This window comes from Prosthecomicrobium pneumaticum, assembly GCF_014199915.1.
Classification (GTDB): Bacteria; Pseudomonadota; Alphaproteobacteria; order Rhizobiales; family Kaistiaceae; genus Prosthecomicrobium; species Prosthecomicrobium pneumaticum.
The window spans coordinates 177,789-195,292 of sequence record NZ_JACHOO010000004.1; the positions used below are offsets into that span (position 1 = coordinate 177,789).

14 protein-coding genes are annotated in these 17,504 nt (G+C 70.2%); 10 read left to right on the top strand and 4 right to left on the bottom strand.

Annotation, left to right across the window (positions count from 1 at the left end; genetic code table 11):
• The first annotated feature begins 10 nt into the window (after window positions 1–10).
• From GGQ63_RS11150 to deoA, 5 genes are all read left to right on the top strand, one after another.
• Window positions 11–256 (top strand): hypothetical protein, encoded by a 246-nt coding sequence (locus GGQ63_RS11150; RefSeq protein ID WP_183855762.1) that lies wholly within the window; start codon window positions 11–13, stop codon window positions 254–256.
• Window positions 256–723 (top strand): type II toxin-antitoxin system VapC family toxin, encoded by a 468-nt coding sequence (locus GGQ63_RS11155; RefSeq protein ID WP_183855764.1) that lies wholly within the window; start codon window positions 256–258, stop codon window positions 721–723. Before GGQ63_RS11150 ends, GGQ63_RS11155 begins: the two co-directional genes overlap by 1 nt.
• Before the next feature lie 162 nt (window positions 724–885).
• A complete protein-coding gene (locus GGQ63_RS11160) occupies window positions 886–2,517 on the top strand; it encodes an ABC transporter ATP-binding protein (RefSeq protein WP_183855766.1) in 1,632 nt (543 codons plus the stop codon).
• A 28-nt stretch (window positions 2,518–2,545) separates the two neighbouring features.
• On the top strand, window positions 2,546–3,490 hold the full coding sequence (locus GGQ63_RS11165; RefSeq protein ID WP_183855768.1) for a 2-hydroxyacid dehydrogenase: 945 nt from the start codon (window positions 2,546–2,548) through the stop codon (window positions 3,488–3,490).
• Window positions 3,491–3,500: 10 nt separating this feature from the next.
• Window positions 3,501–4,826 carry a thymidine phosphorylase gene (gene deoA, locus GGQ63_RS11170; protein ID WP_183855770.1) on the top strand — a complete coding sequence of 442 codons (1,326 nt, stop codon included), beginning with the start codon at window positions 3,501–3,503 and terminating at the stop codon, window positions 4,824–4,826.
• A 43-nt stretch (window positions 4,827–4,869) separates the two neighbouring features.
• On the opposite strand, the gene hrpB is transcribed toward deoA, so the two are convergent.
• Window positions 4,870–7,323, bottom strand: a complete 2,454-nt coding sequence (gene hrpB / locus GGQ63_RS11175; RefSeq protein WP_183855773.1) for an ATP-dependent helicase HrpB — start codon at window positions 7,321–7,323, stop codon at window positions 4,870–4,872.
• 317 nt (window positions 7,324–7,640) lie between these two features.
• On the opposite strand from hrpB, the gene urtA reads away from it, so the two are divergent.
• From urtA to urtE, 5 genes are all read left to right on the top strand, one after another.
• Window positions 7,641–8,930 carry an urea ABC transporter substrate-binding protein gene (gene urtA / locus GGQ63_RS11180; RefSeq protein WP_183855775.1) on the top strand — a complete coding sequence of 430 codons (1,290 nt, stop codon included), beginning with the start codon at window positions 7,641–7,643 and terminating at the stop codon, window positions 8,928–8,930.
• A gap of 134 nt (window positions 8,931–9,064) precedes the next feature.
• Complete coding sequence (urtB, locus tag GGQ63_RS11185) at window positions 9,065–10,681, top strand: urea ABC transporter permease subunit UrtB (RefSeq protein WP_183855777.1); 1,617 nt, start codon at window positions 9,065–9,067, stop codon at window positions 10,679–10,681.
• A gap of 226 nt (window positions 10,682–10,907) precedes the next feature.
• Window positions 10,908–12,056, top strand: coding sequence for an urea ABC transporter permease subunit UrtC (gene urtC, locus GGQ63_RS11190; RefSeq protein ID WP_183855779.1), 1,149 nt, complete (start codon window positions 10,908–10,910; stop codon window positions 12,054–12,056).
• A gap of 5 nt (window positions 12,057–12,061) precedes the next feature.
• Window positions 12,062–12,814 (top strand): urea ABC transporter ATP-binding protein UrtD, encoded by a 753-nt coding sequence (gene urtD, locus GGQ63_RS11195; RefSeq protein WP_183855781.1) that lies wholly within the window; start codon window positions 12,062–12,064, stop codon window positions 12,812–12,814.
• A gap of 2 nt (window positions 12,815–12,816) precedes the next feature.
• Complete coding sequence (gene urtE / locus GGQ63_RS11200) at window positions 12,817–13,512, top strand: urea ABC transporter ATP-binding subunit UrtE (RefSeq protein ID WP_183855783.1); 696 nt, start codon at window positions 12,817–12,819, stop codon at window positions 13,510–13,512.
• 384 nt (window positions 13,513–13,896) lie between these two features.
• On the opposite strand, the gene GGQ63_RS11205 is transcribed toward urtE, so the two are convergent.
• From GGQ63_RS11205 to GGQ63_RS11215, 3 genes are all read right to left on the bottom strand, one after another.
• The gene (locus GGQ63_RS11205) at window positions 13,897–14,145 is read right to left on the bottom strand and encodes a (2Fe-2S)-binding protein (RefSeq protein WP_183855785.1); all 249 of its coding nucleotides are present in this window, start codon (window positions 14,143–14,145) and stop codon (window positions 13,897–13,899) included.
• A 102-nt stretch (window positions 14,146–14,247) separates the two neighbouring features.
• Complete coding sequence (locus tag GGQ63_RS11210) at window positions 14,248–15,051, bottom strand: FAD binding domain-containing protein (RefSeq protein WP_183855787.1); 804 nt, start codon at window positions 15,049–15,051, stop codon at window positions 14,248–14,250.
• Window positions 15,052–15,073: 22 nt separating this feature from the next.
• Window positions 15,074–17,443 (bottom strand): xanthine dehydrogenase family protein molybdopterin-binding subunit, encoded by a 2,370-nt coding sequence (locus tag GGQ63_RS11215; RefSeq protein ID WP_183855789.1) that lies wholly within the window; start codon window positions 17,441–17,443, stop codon window positions 15,074–15,076.
• Between the last annotated feature and the right edge of the window lie 61 nt (window positions 17,444–17,504).

The following is a 17,504-nucleotide window of genomic DNA, read 5'->3' on the forward strand; positions in this document are numbered from 1 at the left end:
GAGCCGAACGATGAACACGCTCGTCAGGAGCCACTATCCGGCATCGCGCCTGCCTGAAGAGTTGCGCGGCAGCATCGCCCCTCGCGCGCGGGTCACGGTCACGGTGTCCGTCGAGCCGCCGACCGCTCGCGAGCCGACTCTGCGGGAGATCGTCGGTCGCCTCGATCCCTTGCGTGCCGAGGGCCGCATCGCGGCCGTGACGGTCGACGAGGCGGTCGCGCAGGTCCAGGCGTTGCGGGACGACAGCCCTTCCTGATGTGTGTCTACCTCGATACCAATTTTTTCATCGGCCTGGTGGAGGGAGACGCGGCCCAGCGCGACGCCGCGCACCGGGTGGTGGAGAATGCCGGCGGAGGTCGGGCGACGCTCGTGACGAGCGAGCTCACGCTCGGCGAAGTCCTCGTCGAGCCCTATCGGCTCGCGGCCGTCGATCCGCACGCCTCGGCGGCGCTTCTCGACGTTTATGGCGACGTCGTTTCGGAACCGTTCGTGCACGCGTTGATCCCCATCGATCGGGATATCTTGCAAAGCGCGGCGCAACGGCGCGCGGCGAGGCCGGCCCTCCAATTCCTCGATGCGATTCATCTCGCGACCGCAGAAGCGGCGCGTTGCACGATACTCCTCAGCAGCGACCAGCGCATCCTGACGGCGGAGCAGCAGGGCCTCGAGCGGATCGAGGTGTCGGCTGACGGTCTCTCCGCCTTCGCGGAGCGGTTGGCATGATGGCGTGCCGCCCCCTTCCAGATCGCAGTTCCCTCGGTCCGGATCAGCGGTGGACTCGTCGTGGCCGCATTCGACCCGTGCAAGACCTTCGCGTAGGATGGCGTCTTGGGAGTGGAGCGATGCGCGCCGCGCTACGATGGCCTGGAGCCCAGTAACTGACGCATGACCGACGCGCCCCTCCTCTCCGTCGAAGATCTTTCGGTCCATTTCGTCCAGGGCGGCCAGCGCTCGGTCGCGGTCGATCATGTGTCGTTCACGGTCGGCCGCGGCGAGACCGTCGCGCTCGTCGGTGAATCGGGCTCCGGCAAGTCCGTCACGGCGCTGTCGATCGTCAAGCTCTTGCCCTATCCCCCCGCCGAGCACCCTTCGGGCCGCATCGTCTTCAGGGGAGAGGACCTCCTCGCCGCCTCGCAGAAGGCGCTCCGCAAGGTCCGCGGCAACGACGTCACGATGATCTTTCAGGAGCCGATGACGTCGCTCAACCCGCTCCACACCATCGAGCGGCAGATTACGGAAATCCTCGAACTGCATCGCGGCGTCCGCGGCGCCAGGGCGCGGGCGCGCGTGCTGCAGCTGCTCGAGGAGGTCGGCATCCGCGACGCCGGGAAGCGGCTCGACGCCTATCCGCACCAGCTCTCCGGCGGCCAGCGCCAGCGCGTGATGATCGCCATGGCTCTCGCCAACGAGCCGGACCTGCTGATCGCCGACGAGCCGACCACCGCCCTCGACGTCACCGTTCAGGCGCAGATCCTCGCCCTCCTCAAGGAAATCCAGACCCGCACCGGCATGGCGCTCCTCTTCATCACGCACGATCTCGGCATCGTGCGGAAGATCGCCGACCGGGTCTGCGTGATGACGGGTGGCAAGATCGTCGAGGCTGGTCCGACCGCCGAGATCTTCGCCGCGCCCAGGCACGCCTATACCCGCAAGCTGCTCGCCGCCGAACCGAGGGGCGTGCCGCCCGCGGCCGATCCGTCCGGCGACGTGGTGATGAAGGCCGACGATCTGAAGGTCTGGTTCCCGATCCGGCGCGGCTTCTTCCGCCGCACGGTCGACCATGTCCGGGCGGTCGACGGAGTGGATGTCGCGGTGCGGCGCGGCGAGACGGTCGGCGTCGTCGGCGAGTCGGGCTCGGGCAAGACGACGCTCGGCCTCGCGCTCCTTCGGCTGATCGCCTCCGAAGGGCCGATCGCCTTTCGCGGCGTGCGCATCGACGGCCGCAATTCGGGCGCGCTCAGGCCGCTGCGGCGGCACATGCAGGTGGTCTTCCAGGATCCGTTCGGCTCGCTGTCGCCGCGCATGTCGGTCGCCGACATCATCGGCGAGGGACTGCGCGTCCATGAGCCCGGCCTCGCAGCGCCGGCGCGCGAGGCGCGCGTCGTCAAGGCGCTCGAGGAGGTCGGGCTCGACCCCGCGACCCGCCACCGCTACCCGCACGAGTTCTCCGGCGGCCAGCGGCAGCGCATCGCGATCGCCCGGGCGATGGTACTCGAGCCGGAATTCGTGCTGCTCGACGAGCCGACCTCGGCGCTCGACATGTCGGTGCAGGCGCAGGTCGTCGACCTGTTGCGCGAGCTGCAGGCCCGGCACGGCCTCGCCTATCTCTTCATCTCGCACGATCTGCGCGTGGTGCGGGCGCTCGCCAACGAGGTGATCATCATGCGCGGCGGCAAGGTCGTCGAGCGCGGGCCGTCGGAGAAGATCTTCACGGCGCCCGAGACCGATTATACCAAGGCTCTGATCGCCGCCGCCTTCGACATCGAGACGGCGCGAGAGGGCGTCGTCTCGCAATAGCCGCCAGGAAAAGATCAAGACCCCCATCATGAAACCGGCCATCCTGCTCGCCACGGGCCCCTGGAATCCCAAGCTCTGGGAGGGGCCGCTCGCCGCGGCCGATCCCGACCGGCCGGTCTTCACCTATCCCGACGTTCCGGACCGCGCCGCGGTCCGCTACGCGCTGCTCTGGAAGTCGCCGGCCGATGCGCTCGCCCGCCTGCCCAATCTCGCGGCGATCTTCTCGCTCGGCGCCGGCGTCGATCACGTCGTCGGGCTCGACCTGCCGCCTGTGCCGATCGTGCGGATCGTCGATCCCGATCTCACCATGCGGATGACCGAGCACGTCGTGCTCCATGTGCTCTATCACCACCGCAAAATTCCGCAGTATCAGGAGCAGCAGAAGAAGCACATCTGGCGCGAACTGCGTCAGCCGGCGGCGAACGCCGTCCGGGTCGGCATCATGGGCCTCGGCGAACTCGGCCGCGACGCCGCCGACGTGCTGGTCCGGCTCGGCTTCCAGGTTTCGGGCTGGAGCCGGACGGCGAAGGCCGTGCCGGGCGTCGCCTGCTTCGCCGGAGCGGACGGCCTCGCGCCCTTCCTCGCCCGCACCGACATCCTCGTCGTCCTCCTGCCGCTCACCCCCGGGACGCGCGGCATTCTCGACCGTCGGGTCTTCGAAGGGCTGGCGCGCGACGGCGCGCTGCCCGGCCCCGTTGTGATCAATGCCGGCCGCGGCGGGCTGCAGAACGAGGCGGACCTCCTCGCCGCGCTCGACGACGGCACGCTCGCCGGGGCGAGCCTCGACGTCTTCGTCAACGAGCCGCTCGCCAAGGAGAGCCGGTTCTGGGATCATCCCCGCGTGATGCTGACGCCGCATGCCGCCGCCTCGAGCGAGGCTTCGGCGCTCGCGCCCGGCATCCTCGCGCAGATCGAGGCCTTCGAGCGGGGCGAGCCCCTGCGCAATCTCGTCGATCGCGAACGCGCCTATTAGGAGGCCGCCGATGCTGCCGCAGGAGATCATCCGCCGGAAGCGCGAGGGCGAGGCGCTCACCGCCGACGAGATCCGCTTCATGGTCGACGGGCTCACCCGCGGCTCGGTGACCGAGGGTCAGGTCGCGGCGCTCGCCATGGCGGTGTTCTTCCGCGGCATGGGCCGCGACGAGGCGGTGGCGCTCACCCTCGCCATGCGCGATTCGGGCACCGTGCTCGACTGGTCGCAGCTCGACGGGCCGGTGGTCGACAAGCATTCGACCGGCGGCATCGGCGACAATGTCTCGCTGATGCTCGCCCCGGCGCTCGCCGCCTGCGGCGCTTTCGTGCCGATGATCTCCGGCCGCGGGCTCGGCCATACCGGCGGGACGCTCGACAAGCTCGATGCGATCCCCGGCTATATCAGCCAGCCCTCGAACGAGCGCTTCGCCGCGGTGGTCCGCTCGGTCGGCACGGCGATCATCGGCCAGACCGCCGAGCTCGCGCCGGCCGACAAGCGGCTCTATGCGATCCGCGACGTGACCGCGACGGTCGAATCGATCCCGCTCATCACCGCCTCGATCCTGTCGAAGAAGCTCGCCGCGGGGCTCGGCGCGCTGGTGCTCGACGTCAAGACCGGCTCCGGCGCCTTCATGCCGACGCTCGAGGGCGCCCGCGCGCTCGCCGAGAGCCTCGTCGCGGTCGCGAACGGCGCGGGCCTGCGGACGACGGCGCTCGTCACCGACATGGACGAGCCGCTCGCCTCGGCCGCCGGCAATGCGGTCGAGGTGCGCAACGCCGTCGACTTCCTGACCGGCGCGCGGATCGACCCGCGCCTCTTCGAGGTGACCGTGGCGCTCGGCGGCGAGTTGCTCGCGACCGCCGGCCTCGCCGAGACGGCGGAAAGCGGACGGCGCCAGATAGAGATCGCGCTCGGCAGCGGCAGGGCGGCCGATCTCTTCGGCCGCATGGTCGCGGCGCTCGGCGGACCGGCCGATTTCGTCGAGCGGGCGGCCGATCATCTGCCCGGCGCGCCGATGGTGGCGGACGTCTTCGCCGAGGCTTCGGGGATCGTCACGGCGATCGACACGCGCGGCGTCGGCGTCGCCGTCGTCGAGCTCGGCGGCGGGCGGCGCACCGCGACGGACCGGATCGATCCGGCGGTCGGCTTCACGGATCTCGCGCCGCGCGGCGCGGCGGCCGGGCCGGATCGGCCGATCGGCCGCGTCCATGCCCGCTCGGCCGAGGACGCGGCGCGCGGCGCCGCGCTCCTTCGGGCCGCCTATCGGATCGGCGATACGCCGCCGCAGGCGCGGCCGGTGATCCACGAGCGGATCGACGTCGCCGCGGCAGGCTGAGCGCGCGAGGAGACGGCACGCGGGGTCGGCGAGGCCGCCGCGCCTATGTGCCGCGCGGCTTCGCCCGGCTGGTCGCCTGCGCGGCGAGCGGGTCCTCCGGCCAGACGTGCTTCGGATAGCGGCCGCGCATCTCGGCCCGCACGTCTTTCCAAGAGCCGCGCCAGAAGCCCGGCAGGTCGCGCGTCATCTGGATCGGCCGGTGGGCCGGCGACGTCAGCTCGACGAGGAGCGGCACGGCGCCGCCGCCGACCGCCGGATGGATGTCGAGGCCGAACAATTCCTGCACCCGGATCGATAGCAGCGGGCCGTTCTCGGTCGCGTAGTCGATCGGCAGCCGGCTGCCCGAGGGCGCGTCGAAATGCGACGGCGCCAGCCGGTCGAGCGCGGCCCGCTGGTCCCAGGGGACGAGCGCCCGGAGCGCTTCGGCGAGCGTGTCGGGGCCGATCGCGTCGGGGCGCCGCACGCCGGCGAGAAAGGGGCCGAGCCAGTCGCCGAGCGTCGCGGCGAGCGCCTCGTCCGAGACGTCCGGCCAGGGCGGGCCGAGCCGGCCGAAGAGAAAGCCGAGCCGCGCGCGGAACGCCGCCGCGCCCTTCTCCCAGGGGAGGCGCGCGACGCCGCGGCGGCCGATCTCGGAAAGCAGGGCGTCGCGGGTCTGCGCTTCCGTGACGGTGCCGAGCGCCCGCTCGGCGAGCACCAGCCGGCCGTAGCGGCGGACGCTGCGGCCACGCACCGAGCCGGTCCGCTCGTCGAAGGCGACCGCCGCCTCCTCGACGATGCGGTCGGCGAAGCCGGCCTCGATCGCGGCGCGGTCGAGCGGGGCTGCGGCGAGGATGCGGGCGTTCTCCGCCGTGCCGGTGACGCCCGCCACCGCGAGGAAGGCCTCGCGGGCGAGCGCGTCCGCCGGCTCGACCCGGGCGCCGCGGCCGCCCGCCATGACGAAGCCGCCGGGCGCGCCGCGCGCCATCGCCACGCGCTCCGGGAAGGCGTGCATCAGCACCGCGCCCGCCTCCTCGATCCTGTCGCGGCCGTCCGCCGGATCGGCGCCGACCGCCCGGGCGAAGCGCGCGGCGAGCGCCAGCGCATCGCGGCTGCGGCCGTCGCGCGCCGCGAGAAGCCGGCGCGCCCGCTCGCGCAGATCCGTGTCGTCGCCGGCGAGGCCCGGCTCGGAGAGCAGCACGGCGAGGCCGGCGGCGAGACCGCCGAGCCCCTCCGACGCGGCCCGCCGCAGCATGTGGCCGAGCCGCGGCGCGAGGGGGAGGCGGGCGAGCGCCCGGCCTTCCGGCGTCAGCCTGCGGTCGGCATCGAGCGCGCCAAGCTCGGAAAGCGTCTTCAGCGCCTCGTCCCAGGCGGGCTTCGGCGGCGGATCGAGAAAGGCGAGGGCGGCGGGGTCGGCGACGCCCCAGGCGGCGAGATCGAGGGCGAGCGGGGCGAGATCGGCCTCGAGCATCTCCGGCCGGTCGAAGGGGGCGAGCGCGGCGGTCTGGCCCTCCTCCCACAGCCGATAGCAGACGCCCGGCTCGGTGCGGCCGGCGCGGCCGCGGCGCTGGTCGGCGGCGGCGCGGCTGACCCGGCGCGTCTCCAGCCGGGTGATGCCGGTCGCCGGCTCATAGGCCGGCACGCGGGCGAGGCCGCTGTCGATCACCACGCGGACCCCCTCGATCGTCAGCGAGGTCTGCGCGATCGCGGTGGCGAGCACGATCTTGCGCCGGTCCGGCGCGGCGGGCCGGATGGCGCGGTCCTGGGCGGCGAAATCGAGCGCGCCATAGAGCGGCGCGAGTTCGGTCTCGGCGGGCAGCCGCCCCTCGAGCCGCTCCGCGGTGCGGCGGATCTCGGCCTGGCCGGGCAGGAAAACGAGCAGGCTGCCCGTTTCTTCGGCGAGCGCACGGCGGATGGCGGCGGCCGCGTCGTCCTCGATCCGGCCGCGCGGATCGCGCGGCAGGTGGCGCGTCTCGACCGGGAACATCCGGCCCGCGCTCTCGATCACCGGCGCATCGCCGAGGAGCCCGGCGACGCGCGCGCCGTCGATCGTCGCCGACATGACGACGAGGCGCAGGTCTTCGCGGAGCGCGCCGCGCGCGTCGAGCGCGAGCGCGAGGCCGAGATCGCCGTCGAGGCTGCGCTCGTGGAACTCGTCGAAGAGCACGGCGGCGACCCCGTCGAGCGCCGGATCGTCGAGGATCATGCGGGTGAACACGCCCTCGGTGACGACCTCGATGCGGGTCGCGGCGGAGACCTTCGTCTCCATCCGCACCCGGTAGCCGACGGTGCGGCCGACCTCCTCGCCGAGCGTCTCGGCCATCCGCCGCGCCGCGGCGCGGGCCGCGAGCCGCCGCGGCTCGAGCACGACGATCCGGCCGTCGCCGCGCCACGGCGCCGAGAGCAGGGCGAGCGGCACGCGCGTCGTCTTGCCGGCGCCGGGCGGCGCGACGAGCACGGCGCGGCCCTTGTCGGCGAGGGCGGCGATGAGATCGGGAAGGACGGCTTCGACGGGCAGCATCCCCCGCCTTCTAGAGGCTGACGGGCGGGCTTCCAAGCGCGCCGTGGACCGGGCTCCCGGGCAAAGGGGACGGTGCGCGTCCTCGCTCCCGCCGGGCCGGAGGGGGAGGGTGCGCGGCGATCGTCCGGATCGGCCCGCGCTTACGTCAATCGACGTATATGCCGCGCCGCACAACGGGCCGAGACTTGGCCACGACGGCGGCGGGCGCCCCTGGCAGGGACCTTGCTTGGACGCTGATGCGGAACGCTGCAGCCGTCGCGAGTCAACAAAGCGCCATGCCCCTCTCTCCCAGGGGGCCGGCAACAGGGGGACTTCCGATGTTCAAGAAAACCAGCCGCTTCCTCGCGGCGCTCGCCACCGCCGCCGTGCTCGGCGCCGGTGTGTCGGGCGCGTCGGCGCAGGAAGACACGATCAAGGTCGGCATCCTGCATTCGCTCTCCGGCACGATGGCGATCTCGGAGACGACGCTCAAGGACACCATGCTGTTCCTGATCGACGAGCAGAACAAGAAGGGCGGCCTGCTCGGCAAGAAGCTCGAGGCGGTGGTGGTCGATCCGGCCTCCGACTGGCCGCTGTTCGCCGAGAAGGCGCGCGAGCTGATCTCGGTCGACAAGGTCTCGGCGGTGTTCGGCTGCTGGACCTCGGTCAGCCGCAAGTCGGTGCTGCCGGTGTTCAAGGAGCTCAACTCGATCCTCTTCTACCCCGTCCAGTACGAGGGTGAGGAATCCGAGCGCAACGTGTTCTATACCGGCGCCGCGCCGAACCAGCAGGCGATCCCGGCCGTCGACTATCTGATGAACGAGGAAGGCGTCCAGCGCTGGGTGCTCGCCGGTACCGACTATGTCTATCCGCGCACGACCAACAAGATCCTCGAGGCCTATCTCAAGGCCAAGGGTGTCGCCGCCGAAGACATCATGATCAACTACACGCCGTTCGGCCACTCCGACTGGCAGACCATCGTCTCCGACATCAAGGCCTTCGGCTCGGCCGGCAAGAAGACGGCGGTCGTTTCGACGATCAACGGCGACGCCAACGTGCCCTTCTACAAGGAGCTGGCGAACCAGGGCATCAAGGCGGAAGACATCCCGGTCGTCGCCTTCTCGGTCGGTGAGGAAGAACTCGCCGGCATCGACACCGGCCCGCTGGTCGGCCACCTCGCCGCGTGGAACTATTTCGAGTCGGTCGACACGCCCGAGAACGCCGACTTCATCGCCAAGTGGAAGGCCTACATCAAGAACGACAAGCGCGTCACCAACGACCCGATGGAAGCCCATTATATCGGCTTCAACATGTGGGTGAAGGCGGTCGAGAAGGCCGGCACCACCGATCCGGACGCCGTCATCGACGCGCTGGTCGGCGTCTCCGTGCCGAACCTCACCGGCGGCTATTCCGCGATGATGCCGAACCACCACATCACCAAGCCCGTGCTGATCGGCGAGATCCAGGCCGACGGCCAGTTCGACGTGGTGTGGAACACGCCCGGCCTCGTGGTCGGCGACGAGTGGTCGGACTTCCTGCCCGACTCGAAGGACCTGATCTCCGATTGGCGCGCTCCGCTCTCCTGCGGCAACTTCAACGTCGCCACCGGCAAGTGCGGCGGCAGCTGACCGACGCCGGACACCAAGCGGGGAGGCGGCTTCCGCCTCCCCGCAAGCCTCTTTCTCCGAAGGTCTCGTTCTCCGCACTCCCTCTTCGGACGCCCCGTGGCGGGATCTCCCCGCCGCCCTTTCGAGAGCTCCGCATGACCCGCTTCGGCGCCTTCCTGACCGTTCTCCTCGCCGCGCTCGTCCTCCTCGCGGCGGTGCCGAGGAGCGAGGCCGCGGAGATCCGTCCGCTCGTCGACGCGCTCGGCAAGGGCGGCTATTCCGAACTCGATGCCGCGATCGGCGCGCTCGCCGCGACCGGCGACCCCGCCGCGGCGAACGTGCTCCAGGCGCTCGGCGACGGCACGCTGCAGGTCCGCAAGAGCGACGGCGCCGTCTTCATCGTGCGCGAGACGGGCGGCAGCTTCACCCTCGTCGATCCGGTGACCGGCGCCGAGGCCGGCACGGAGAGCCGCGGCGGGCTCGAACGCATCCGCGTCAACAACCGCGTGCGCCGCACGATCGCCGCCGCGATGGGCTCGCTCACCCTGATGAGCCCGGAAATTTCCCAACGCCGCGCCGCCGTCGAGACGATCTTCCGCTCCGGCGACCCGACGCAGCTTCCCCTCCTCGACGAGGCGATCGCCCGCGAGAGCGATCCCGCCGTTAAGCAGGCGATGGTCGAGGCCCGCGCCTCCGCCGTGCTCAAGTCGGACCGGCCCGAGGCCGACAAGATCGCCGCCGTCGACACGCTCAGGACCCGCGGCGGACAGGACGCGCTCGCGCTGCTCACCGCCGCGTCGGGCACGGCGACCGGCGCACTGAAGGCCGCGATCGACGAGGCGATCGGCACGATCGAGGGCACGCTCCGGCTCTGGCAGGGCGCACAGAACATCTGGTACGGCCTCTCGCTCGGCTCGGTGCTGCTGCTCGCCGCGATCGGCCTCGCCATCACCTTCGGCGTGATGGGCGTCATCAACATGGCGCATGGCGAGATGGTGATGATCGGCGCCTACACGACCTTCGTGGTGCAGGAATTCATCCGCACCTCGGCGCCCTGGCTGTTCGACTGGTCGCTCGCCATCGCCCTGCCGCTCGCCTTCCTCGTTGCCGGCGCGGTCGGCGTGGCGATCGAGCGCGGCGTGATCCGCTTCCTCTATGGCCGGCCGCTCGAGACGCTGCTCGCCACCTGGGGCCTGTCGCTGATCCTGCAGCAGGGCGTGCGCACGATCTTCGGCCCGACCAACCGGCAGGTCGGCAATCCGTCCTGGATGTCCGGCTCGTTCCAGATCGGCGAGCTCGCCATCACCTACAACCGGATGTGGATCATCGTCTTCGCGCTCGCCGTGTTCGCGATCCTGATCCTCGTGCTGCGCTATACGCCCTTCGGACTGCAGATGCGGGCGGTGACGCAGAACCGGCCGATGGCCTCCTCGATGGGCATCCGCACGCCCTGGGTCGACGCCTTCACCTTCGGCCTCGGCTCGGGCATTGCCGGTATCGCCGGGGTGGCGCTGTCGCAGGTCGACAATGTGAGCCCCGATCTCGGCCAGAGCTACATCATCGATTCCTTCATGGTGGTGGTGTTCGGCGGGGTCGGCAATCTCTGGGGCACGCTCGTGGGGGCGCTGACGCTCGGCGTCGCCAACAAGTTCATAGAGCCCTTCGCGGGCGCGGTGCTCGGCAAGATCCTCGTCCTCGTCTTCATCATCCTCTTCATCCAGAAGCGTCCGCGGGGCCTGTTCGCCCTCAAGGGCCGGGCGGTCGAGGCATGAGCGTGAGCGCGCGGGCGATCGGACTTTCGGACGGCTTCGGGGCGATGGGGCGCCTCGTCGCCCGCGGGGAGGACCGGGCGGAGGGGAAGACCCTCGGCACGGCCCTCTCCCGCGGGCGGCAGTCAGAAGCTTCCGGCCTCGCTCTCTCCGGGCGGGCCGCCGGAGGCCATTGGGTGAAACCCCTTCTCCCGCATGCGGGAGAGGGCCGGGGTGAGGGTCTTCGGACATGCTGAGCGGATTCCTCCTGCGCGCGCTCGACCGGCGGACCTGGATCGTTCTCCTCCTCCTCGTCGCGATCGGGCTCGCGGTCCCGGCGCTCAACCTCTTCACCGACCCGTCGAGCCCGATCCATGTGCCGACCTATGTCGTGGCGCTGCTCGGCAAATATCTGACCTATGCGCTGCTCGCGCTCTCGGTCGACCTGATCTGGGGCTATTGCGGCATTCTCTCGCTCGGCCACGGCGCCTTCTTCGCGCTCGGCGGCTATGCGATGGGCATGTATCTGATGCGCCAGATCGGCGCGCGCGGCGTCTATGCCAATCCGACCCTGCCGGACTTCATGGTGTTCCTCAACTGGAAGGAACTGCCCTGGTTCTGGTACGGCTTCGACATGTTCTGGTTCGCCGCGCTGATGGTGCTCGTCGTGCCGGGCCTGCTCGCCTTCGTCTTCGGCTGGTTCGCCTTCCGCAGCCGCGTCACGGGCGTCTATCTGTCGATCATCACCCAGGCGATGACCTATGCGCTGCTGCTCGCCTTCTTCCGCAACGACATGGGCTTCGGCGGCAATAACGGCCTGACCGATTTCAAGGACATTCTCGGCTTCAACATCCAGGCCGACACGACGCGCGGCGCGCTGTTCCTCGCCTCGGCGCTGGCGCTGGCGCTCGGCTTCCTGGTCTGCCGCGCGGTGATCGCCTCGAAGTTCGGCAAGGTGCTCGTCGCGGTGCGCGACGCGGAGAGCCGCACCCGCTTCATCGGCTACCGGGTCGAGGGCTACAAGCTCGTCGTCTTCGTCCTCTCCGCGATGATGGCGGGCGTCGCCGGCGCGCTCTATGTGCCGCAGGTCGGCATCATCAATCCGGGCGAGTTCGCGCCGGCGAACTCGATCGAGGCGGTGATCTGGGTGGCGGTCGGCGGTCGCGGCACGCTGATCGGCCCGATCGTCGGGGCCGTCCTCGTCAACTTCGCGAAGACCTGGTTCACCACCGGCATGCTCGCCGAATACTGGCTGTTCGTGCTGGGCGGCCTGTTCGTCGCGGTCACGCTCTTCCTGCCGAAGGGCGTGGTCGGAACCTTCATCGGCCGCAAGGGCGCCAACCGGCCCGGAAACGGCATTCCCGCGGCGCCCGCCGCGCAGCCCCAGCCGGCGGAGTGAGCGCGATGAACGAGAAGGCGAAGAATTCGCTCCTCTATCTCGACGGCGTCTCGGTCTCCTTCGACGGCTTCAAGGCGCTCAACGCCCTGTCGCTGGTCATCGAGCCGGGCGAGATGCGGGCGATCATCGGCCCGAACGGCGCCGGCAAGACGACGATGATGGACGTCATCACCGGCAAGACGAAACCCGACGAGGGCGACGTCTATTTCTCCGGCTCGGTCGACCTGCGCCGCATGGACGAGGCCTCGATCGCCTCGCTCGGCATCGGCCGCAAGTTCCAGAAGCCCACCGTCTTCGAGAGCCACTCCGTCTGGGACAATCTCGAACTGGCGCTCGCCGGCCCGCGCGGCCCCTTCGCCATGCTGTTCCACAAGCGGACGCGGGCGGAGGAGGAGCGGATCGAGGCGATCCTGACAACCATCCGGCTCGGCGAGAAGCGCGACTGGCTCGCCGCCAATCTGTCGCACGGCCAGAAGCAATGGCTGGAGATCGGCATGCTGCTCGCCCAGGAGCCGAAACTGCTTCTCGTCGACGAGCCGGCGGCCGGCATGACCGACGCCGAGACCGCCGAGACGGCGATCCTGCTCAAAGAGATCGCCAAGACCAAATCGGTCGTCGTCGTCGAGCACGACATGACCTTCGTGCGCGATCTCGACGTCAAGGTGACGGTGCTGCACGAGGGCTCGGTGCTGTCGGAAGGCACGCTCGACCATGTCTCGGCCGACCCGCGGGTCGTCGAAGTCTATCTGGGGCGGTGACCATGCTGAGCGTCGAGAAGATCGATCTGCACTATGGCGCCGCGCAGGCGCTGCGCGGCGTCTCGCTCGTCGCCAATCCCGGCGAGGTGACCTGCGTGATGGGGCGCAACGGTGTCGGCAAGACGAGCCTTCTCAGGGCGATCGTCGGCCAGCGACCGATCTCGGGCGGGCAGATCGTCTGGGAGGGCAAGCCGCTCGGCCGGATGGCGCCCTATGACCGCGCCAAGGCGGGCATCGCGATCGTGCCGCAGGGCCGCGAGATTTTTCCGCTCCTGTCGGTCAAGGAAAATCTCGAGACCGGATTCGCACCGCTCGCCCGCCGCGACCGGCATGTGCCGGACTATGTCTTCGATCTCTTCCCCGTCCTCAAATCCATGCTGCGGCGGCGCGGCGGCGATCTCTCGGGCGGCCAGCAGCAGCAGCTCGCGATCGGCCGCGCCCTCGTCACCCGGCCGCGCCTGCTCGTGCTCGATGAGCCGACCGAGGGCATCCAGCCGTCGATCATCAAGGACATCGGCACGGCGATCAAATGGCTGCGCGATCAGGGCACGATGGCGATCGTGCTCGTCGAGCAGTATTTCGACTTCGCGCACGAACTCGCCGACCGTTTCGCGGTGATGGACCGCGGCGAGGTGATCGTCTCGGGCACCCGTGCCGAAATGGACCCGGACAAGGTCCGGGCGCACATGACGGTGTGAGTGAGGCGCGGGGGCGGTCCGGACCGGACGGCCGCTGCGGATCCTCGACGGGTCGGATCGGGCTGACACGAGGGCGGCGTCCCGGTCGATAGCGCGTCTGCGCGCGGTCTCGCCGCTCGCCGGGCAGGGATGGCTCGGCCACGCCGGCGCTGCCATTCCGGTCTCGGGATCATGGACGCGAGATCGGGCGCGGTAGACGCCGGCTGCACGCGCCCGGTGGGGCCCTGCAGCGGCGCGATCGCACGGCCGCCACGAGATTGCGGACGGCCGATGCGGCCTGCGTCCGCGCCGGAGGGTCGGCGGAGCCGGCGGCCTTGCACACGAACATGATGAGCGGCAGCACGCGACGGGCCGTTGTCCCGGCCACGGATGGCGGGTGTGGCCTCAGAGCGCGCCCATGCCGGCGCTCTCTTCCGCCGAGGTGCCGAGCGGTTCGGGGCAAGTGACCAGCGCGCCGCTCTCGGCGAGAATCTTGCGCACCAGCGTGAAGCACACGGTGCATTGCGCCCGCACACCGAGTTCACGGTAGACGCGGGCCGGCGTCAGCGGACGGCCCGGAGACGCGGCGGCGATTTCCGCCGCCGTCTCCAGGATGATCCGCTTGGTGAGCACATTGCAGGAGCAGACGATCATGACGGCCTTCGAACCGGGCGAATGGAGCTAAACTAGGGTCTCTGCCTCAACTATTCCAGCCGGACCCCACCGATTCACCCGGTTCGCGATGCCGCGACCGCCTCAGCCGGCCCAGCCGCCGACCGCGCGCTTCGCCATCACGGTGACGAGATTGGCGCGATAGGCCGCCGACCCGTGGATGTCGGCGAGCATGCCCGCCGGGTCGATCGAGACCCCGTCGAGCGCCGACGGGGTCGGGTTCGCGGCGAGCGCCGCCTCGATCGCCTCGGCGCGGAACACGCCATCCGAGCCCGCGCCGGTGACCGCGACGCGGATCGAGCCGTCCTTCATCTGCGCCGCGAACACGGCGGTGAGCGCATAGCGCGAGGCGGGGTGGCGGAACTTCTGGTAATCGGCCCTGGCCGGGATGGGGAAGCTCACCCGCGTGATGATCTCGCCCTCTTCGAGCGCCGTGGTGAAGAGGCCCTGGAAGTACTCCTCCGCCGCGATCGACCGCTTGGTGGTGTGCACGGTCGCGCCGAGGCCGAGCACGGCGGCCGGATAGTCGGCCGCCGGGTCGTTGTTGGCGAGCGAGCCGCCGAGCGTGCCGAGATGGCGGACCGCCGGATCGCCGACGAGGCCGGCGAGCTTCGCGAGCGCGGGAATGGCGCGCGCCACCTCGGCAGAGGTCGCGACGGTCGCGTGGGTCGTGCCGGCGCCGATCGTCACCGCGTCGGCCGTCACCTCGATGCCCTTCAGCTCGGCAAGGCGTGAAAGGTCGATCAGGTCGGTCGGCGCCGCGAGCCGCTGCTTCATCGTCGGCAGCAGCGTCTGGCCGCCGGCGAGGAACCGCGCCTCGGAAGCGCCCGAGAACAGGCTCGCGGCTTCGGCGAGCGTCGACGGGCGATGATAGGTGGTCTCGTACATGGCTCTTCCTCTCGCCTCTTCTCTATTCCGCGGCCATTGCCGGCGCCGCCGCGCGATAGGCTTCCCAGACGCGCGCCGGGGTCGCCGGCATGGCGATGTCGCGAATGCCGAGCGCGTCGGTGATCGCATTGATCACCGCCGGCGGCGAGCCGATCGCGCCCGCCTCGCCGCAGCCCTTCATGCCGAGCGGATTGCCCGGGCAGATCGTTTCGGTCGTCATCAGCCGGAAGGAGGGCAGATCGTCCGCCCGCGGCATGGCGTAGTCCATATAGGAGCCGGTCATCAACTGGCCGCTCTCCCGGTCGTAGACCGCTTCCTCGAGCAGGGCCTGGCCGATGCCCTGCGCGATGCCGCCATGGACCTGGCCCTCGACGATCATCGGATTGATGATCTTGCCGAAATCGTCGGCGGCGACGAACTGCACGATCTCCGTCTTGCCGGTACCGGGATCGATCTCGACCTCGCAGACATAGGTGCCGGCCGGAAAGGTGAAGTTGGTTGGATCGTAGAAGGCGCCCTCCTTGAGGCCCGGCTCCATGCCGGCCGGCAGCGAATGGCCGGTATAGGCGGCGAGCGCCACCTCGAGGAAGCTCTTCTCGCGATCGGTGCCGGCGACCTTCAGCTTGCCGTCCTCGATCACGATGTCGCTCTCGTCCGCCTCGAGCAGGTGCGCCGCGATCTTCTTCGCCTTCGCCTCGACCTTGTCGAGCGCCTTGACGATCGCGCTCATGCCGACCGCACCGGAGCGCGAGCCATAGGTGCCCATGCCGAACTGCACCTTGTCGGTGTCGCCATGGACGATCGCGATCTTGTCGATGCCGATGCCGAGCCGGTCGTTGACGAGCTGGGCGAAGGTCGTCTCGTGGCCCTGGCCGTGTGCATGACTGCCGGTCAGCACCTCGACCGTGCCGACCGGATTGACGCGCACCTCGGCCGATTCCCAGAGACCGACGCCGGCGCCGAGCGAGCCGACCGCGGCCGACGGGGCGATGCCGCAGGCCTCGATATAGCAGGAGAGGCCGATGCCGCGGAGCTTGCCGCGGCGCGCCGCCTCGGCCTTGCGGGCGCCGAAGCCGGCATAGTCGGCCGCGGCGAGCGCGGCATCGAGCGTCGCGTCGTAATCGCCGGCGTCATAGGCCATGATCACCGGGGTCTGGTGCGGGAAGGTGCGGATGAAGTTCTTCCGCCGCAATTCGGCCGGATCGACGCCGAGCTCGCGCGCCGCCGTCTCCATCATCCGCTCGACGAGATAGGTCGCCTCCGGCCGGCCGGCGCCGCGATAGGCGTCGACCGGCGCGGTGTTGGTGTAGATCGCGTCCACCTCGCAATAGATCGCCGGGATGTCGTACTGGCCCGACAGGAGCGTCGCGTAGAGATAGGTCGGCACGCAGGAGGAGAAGGTCGACATATAGGCGCCGATATTGGCGCGGGTCGCGACCTTGAAGCCGATGATGCGATGGTCGGCGTCGAAGGCCATCTGCGCATGGGTGAGATGATCGCGGCCATGGGCGTCGACCATGAAGGATTCGGAGCGGTCGGCCGTCCATTTCACCGGCCGGCCGCCGATCCGCTTCGAGGCCCAGAGGCAGGCGGTCTCTTCCGGATAGATGAAGATCTTCGAGCCGAAGCCGCCGCCGACATCGGGCGCCACGACGCGCAGCTTGTGCTCCGGCGCGATGCCGACGAAGGCCGAGAGCACCAGCCGCGCGACATGCGGGTTCTGCGAGGTGTTGTAGAGGGTGAAATGCTCCTCGGCGGGATCGTAGGAACCGATCGCCGAGCGCGGTTCGATGGCGTTCGGCACCAGCCGGTTGTTGGCGATGTCGAGGGTGACGAGATGGGCGGCGCGGGCGAGCGCGGCGTCCGTCGCCGCGGCATCGCCGAGCGACCATTCGTAGATGATGTTGCGCGGCGCTTCCGGATGGATCTGCGGCGCGTCCGGATCGGTCGCCCGGGCGAGGTCGACCACCGCCGGCAGTTCCTCATAGGTGACGTCGACGAGCTCGGCGGCGTCGCGTGCCTGGTTCTTCGTCTCCGCGACGACGATCGCCACCTGGTCGCCGACATGGCGGGCGACGTCGCGGGCGATCGCCGGATGGGCGCCGGCCTTCATCGGCGTGCCGTCCTTCGAATGGATCATCCAGCCGCAGATCAGCCCGCCGATCTTGTCGGCGGCGAGGTCTGCGCCGGTCAGCACGTCGATGACGCCCGGCGCGGCCTTGGCGCGGCTCGTATCGATCGCGACGATCCGGGCGTGCGCGTGCGGCGAGCGGACGAACACCGCCTGGGCCGTCTTCGACGGGGCCATGTCGTCCGTGTAGCGGCCGCGGCCGGTGATGAAGCGCTTGTCCTCTTTCCTGAGAACCCGTGCGCCGATGCCTTCGACACCCATCCTTCGTTCCTCCCTGAACCTGGACGGAGACGGCGCCCTCCCGCGCCGTCTTCGATGACGC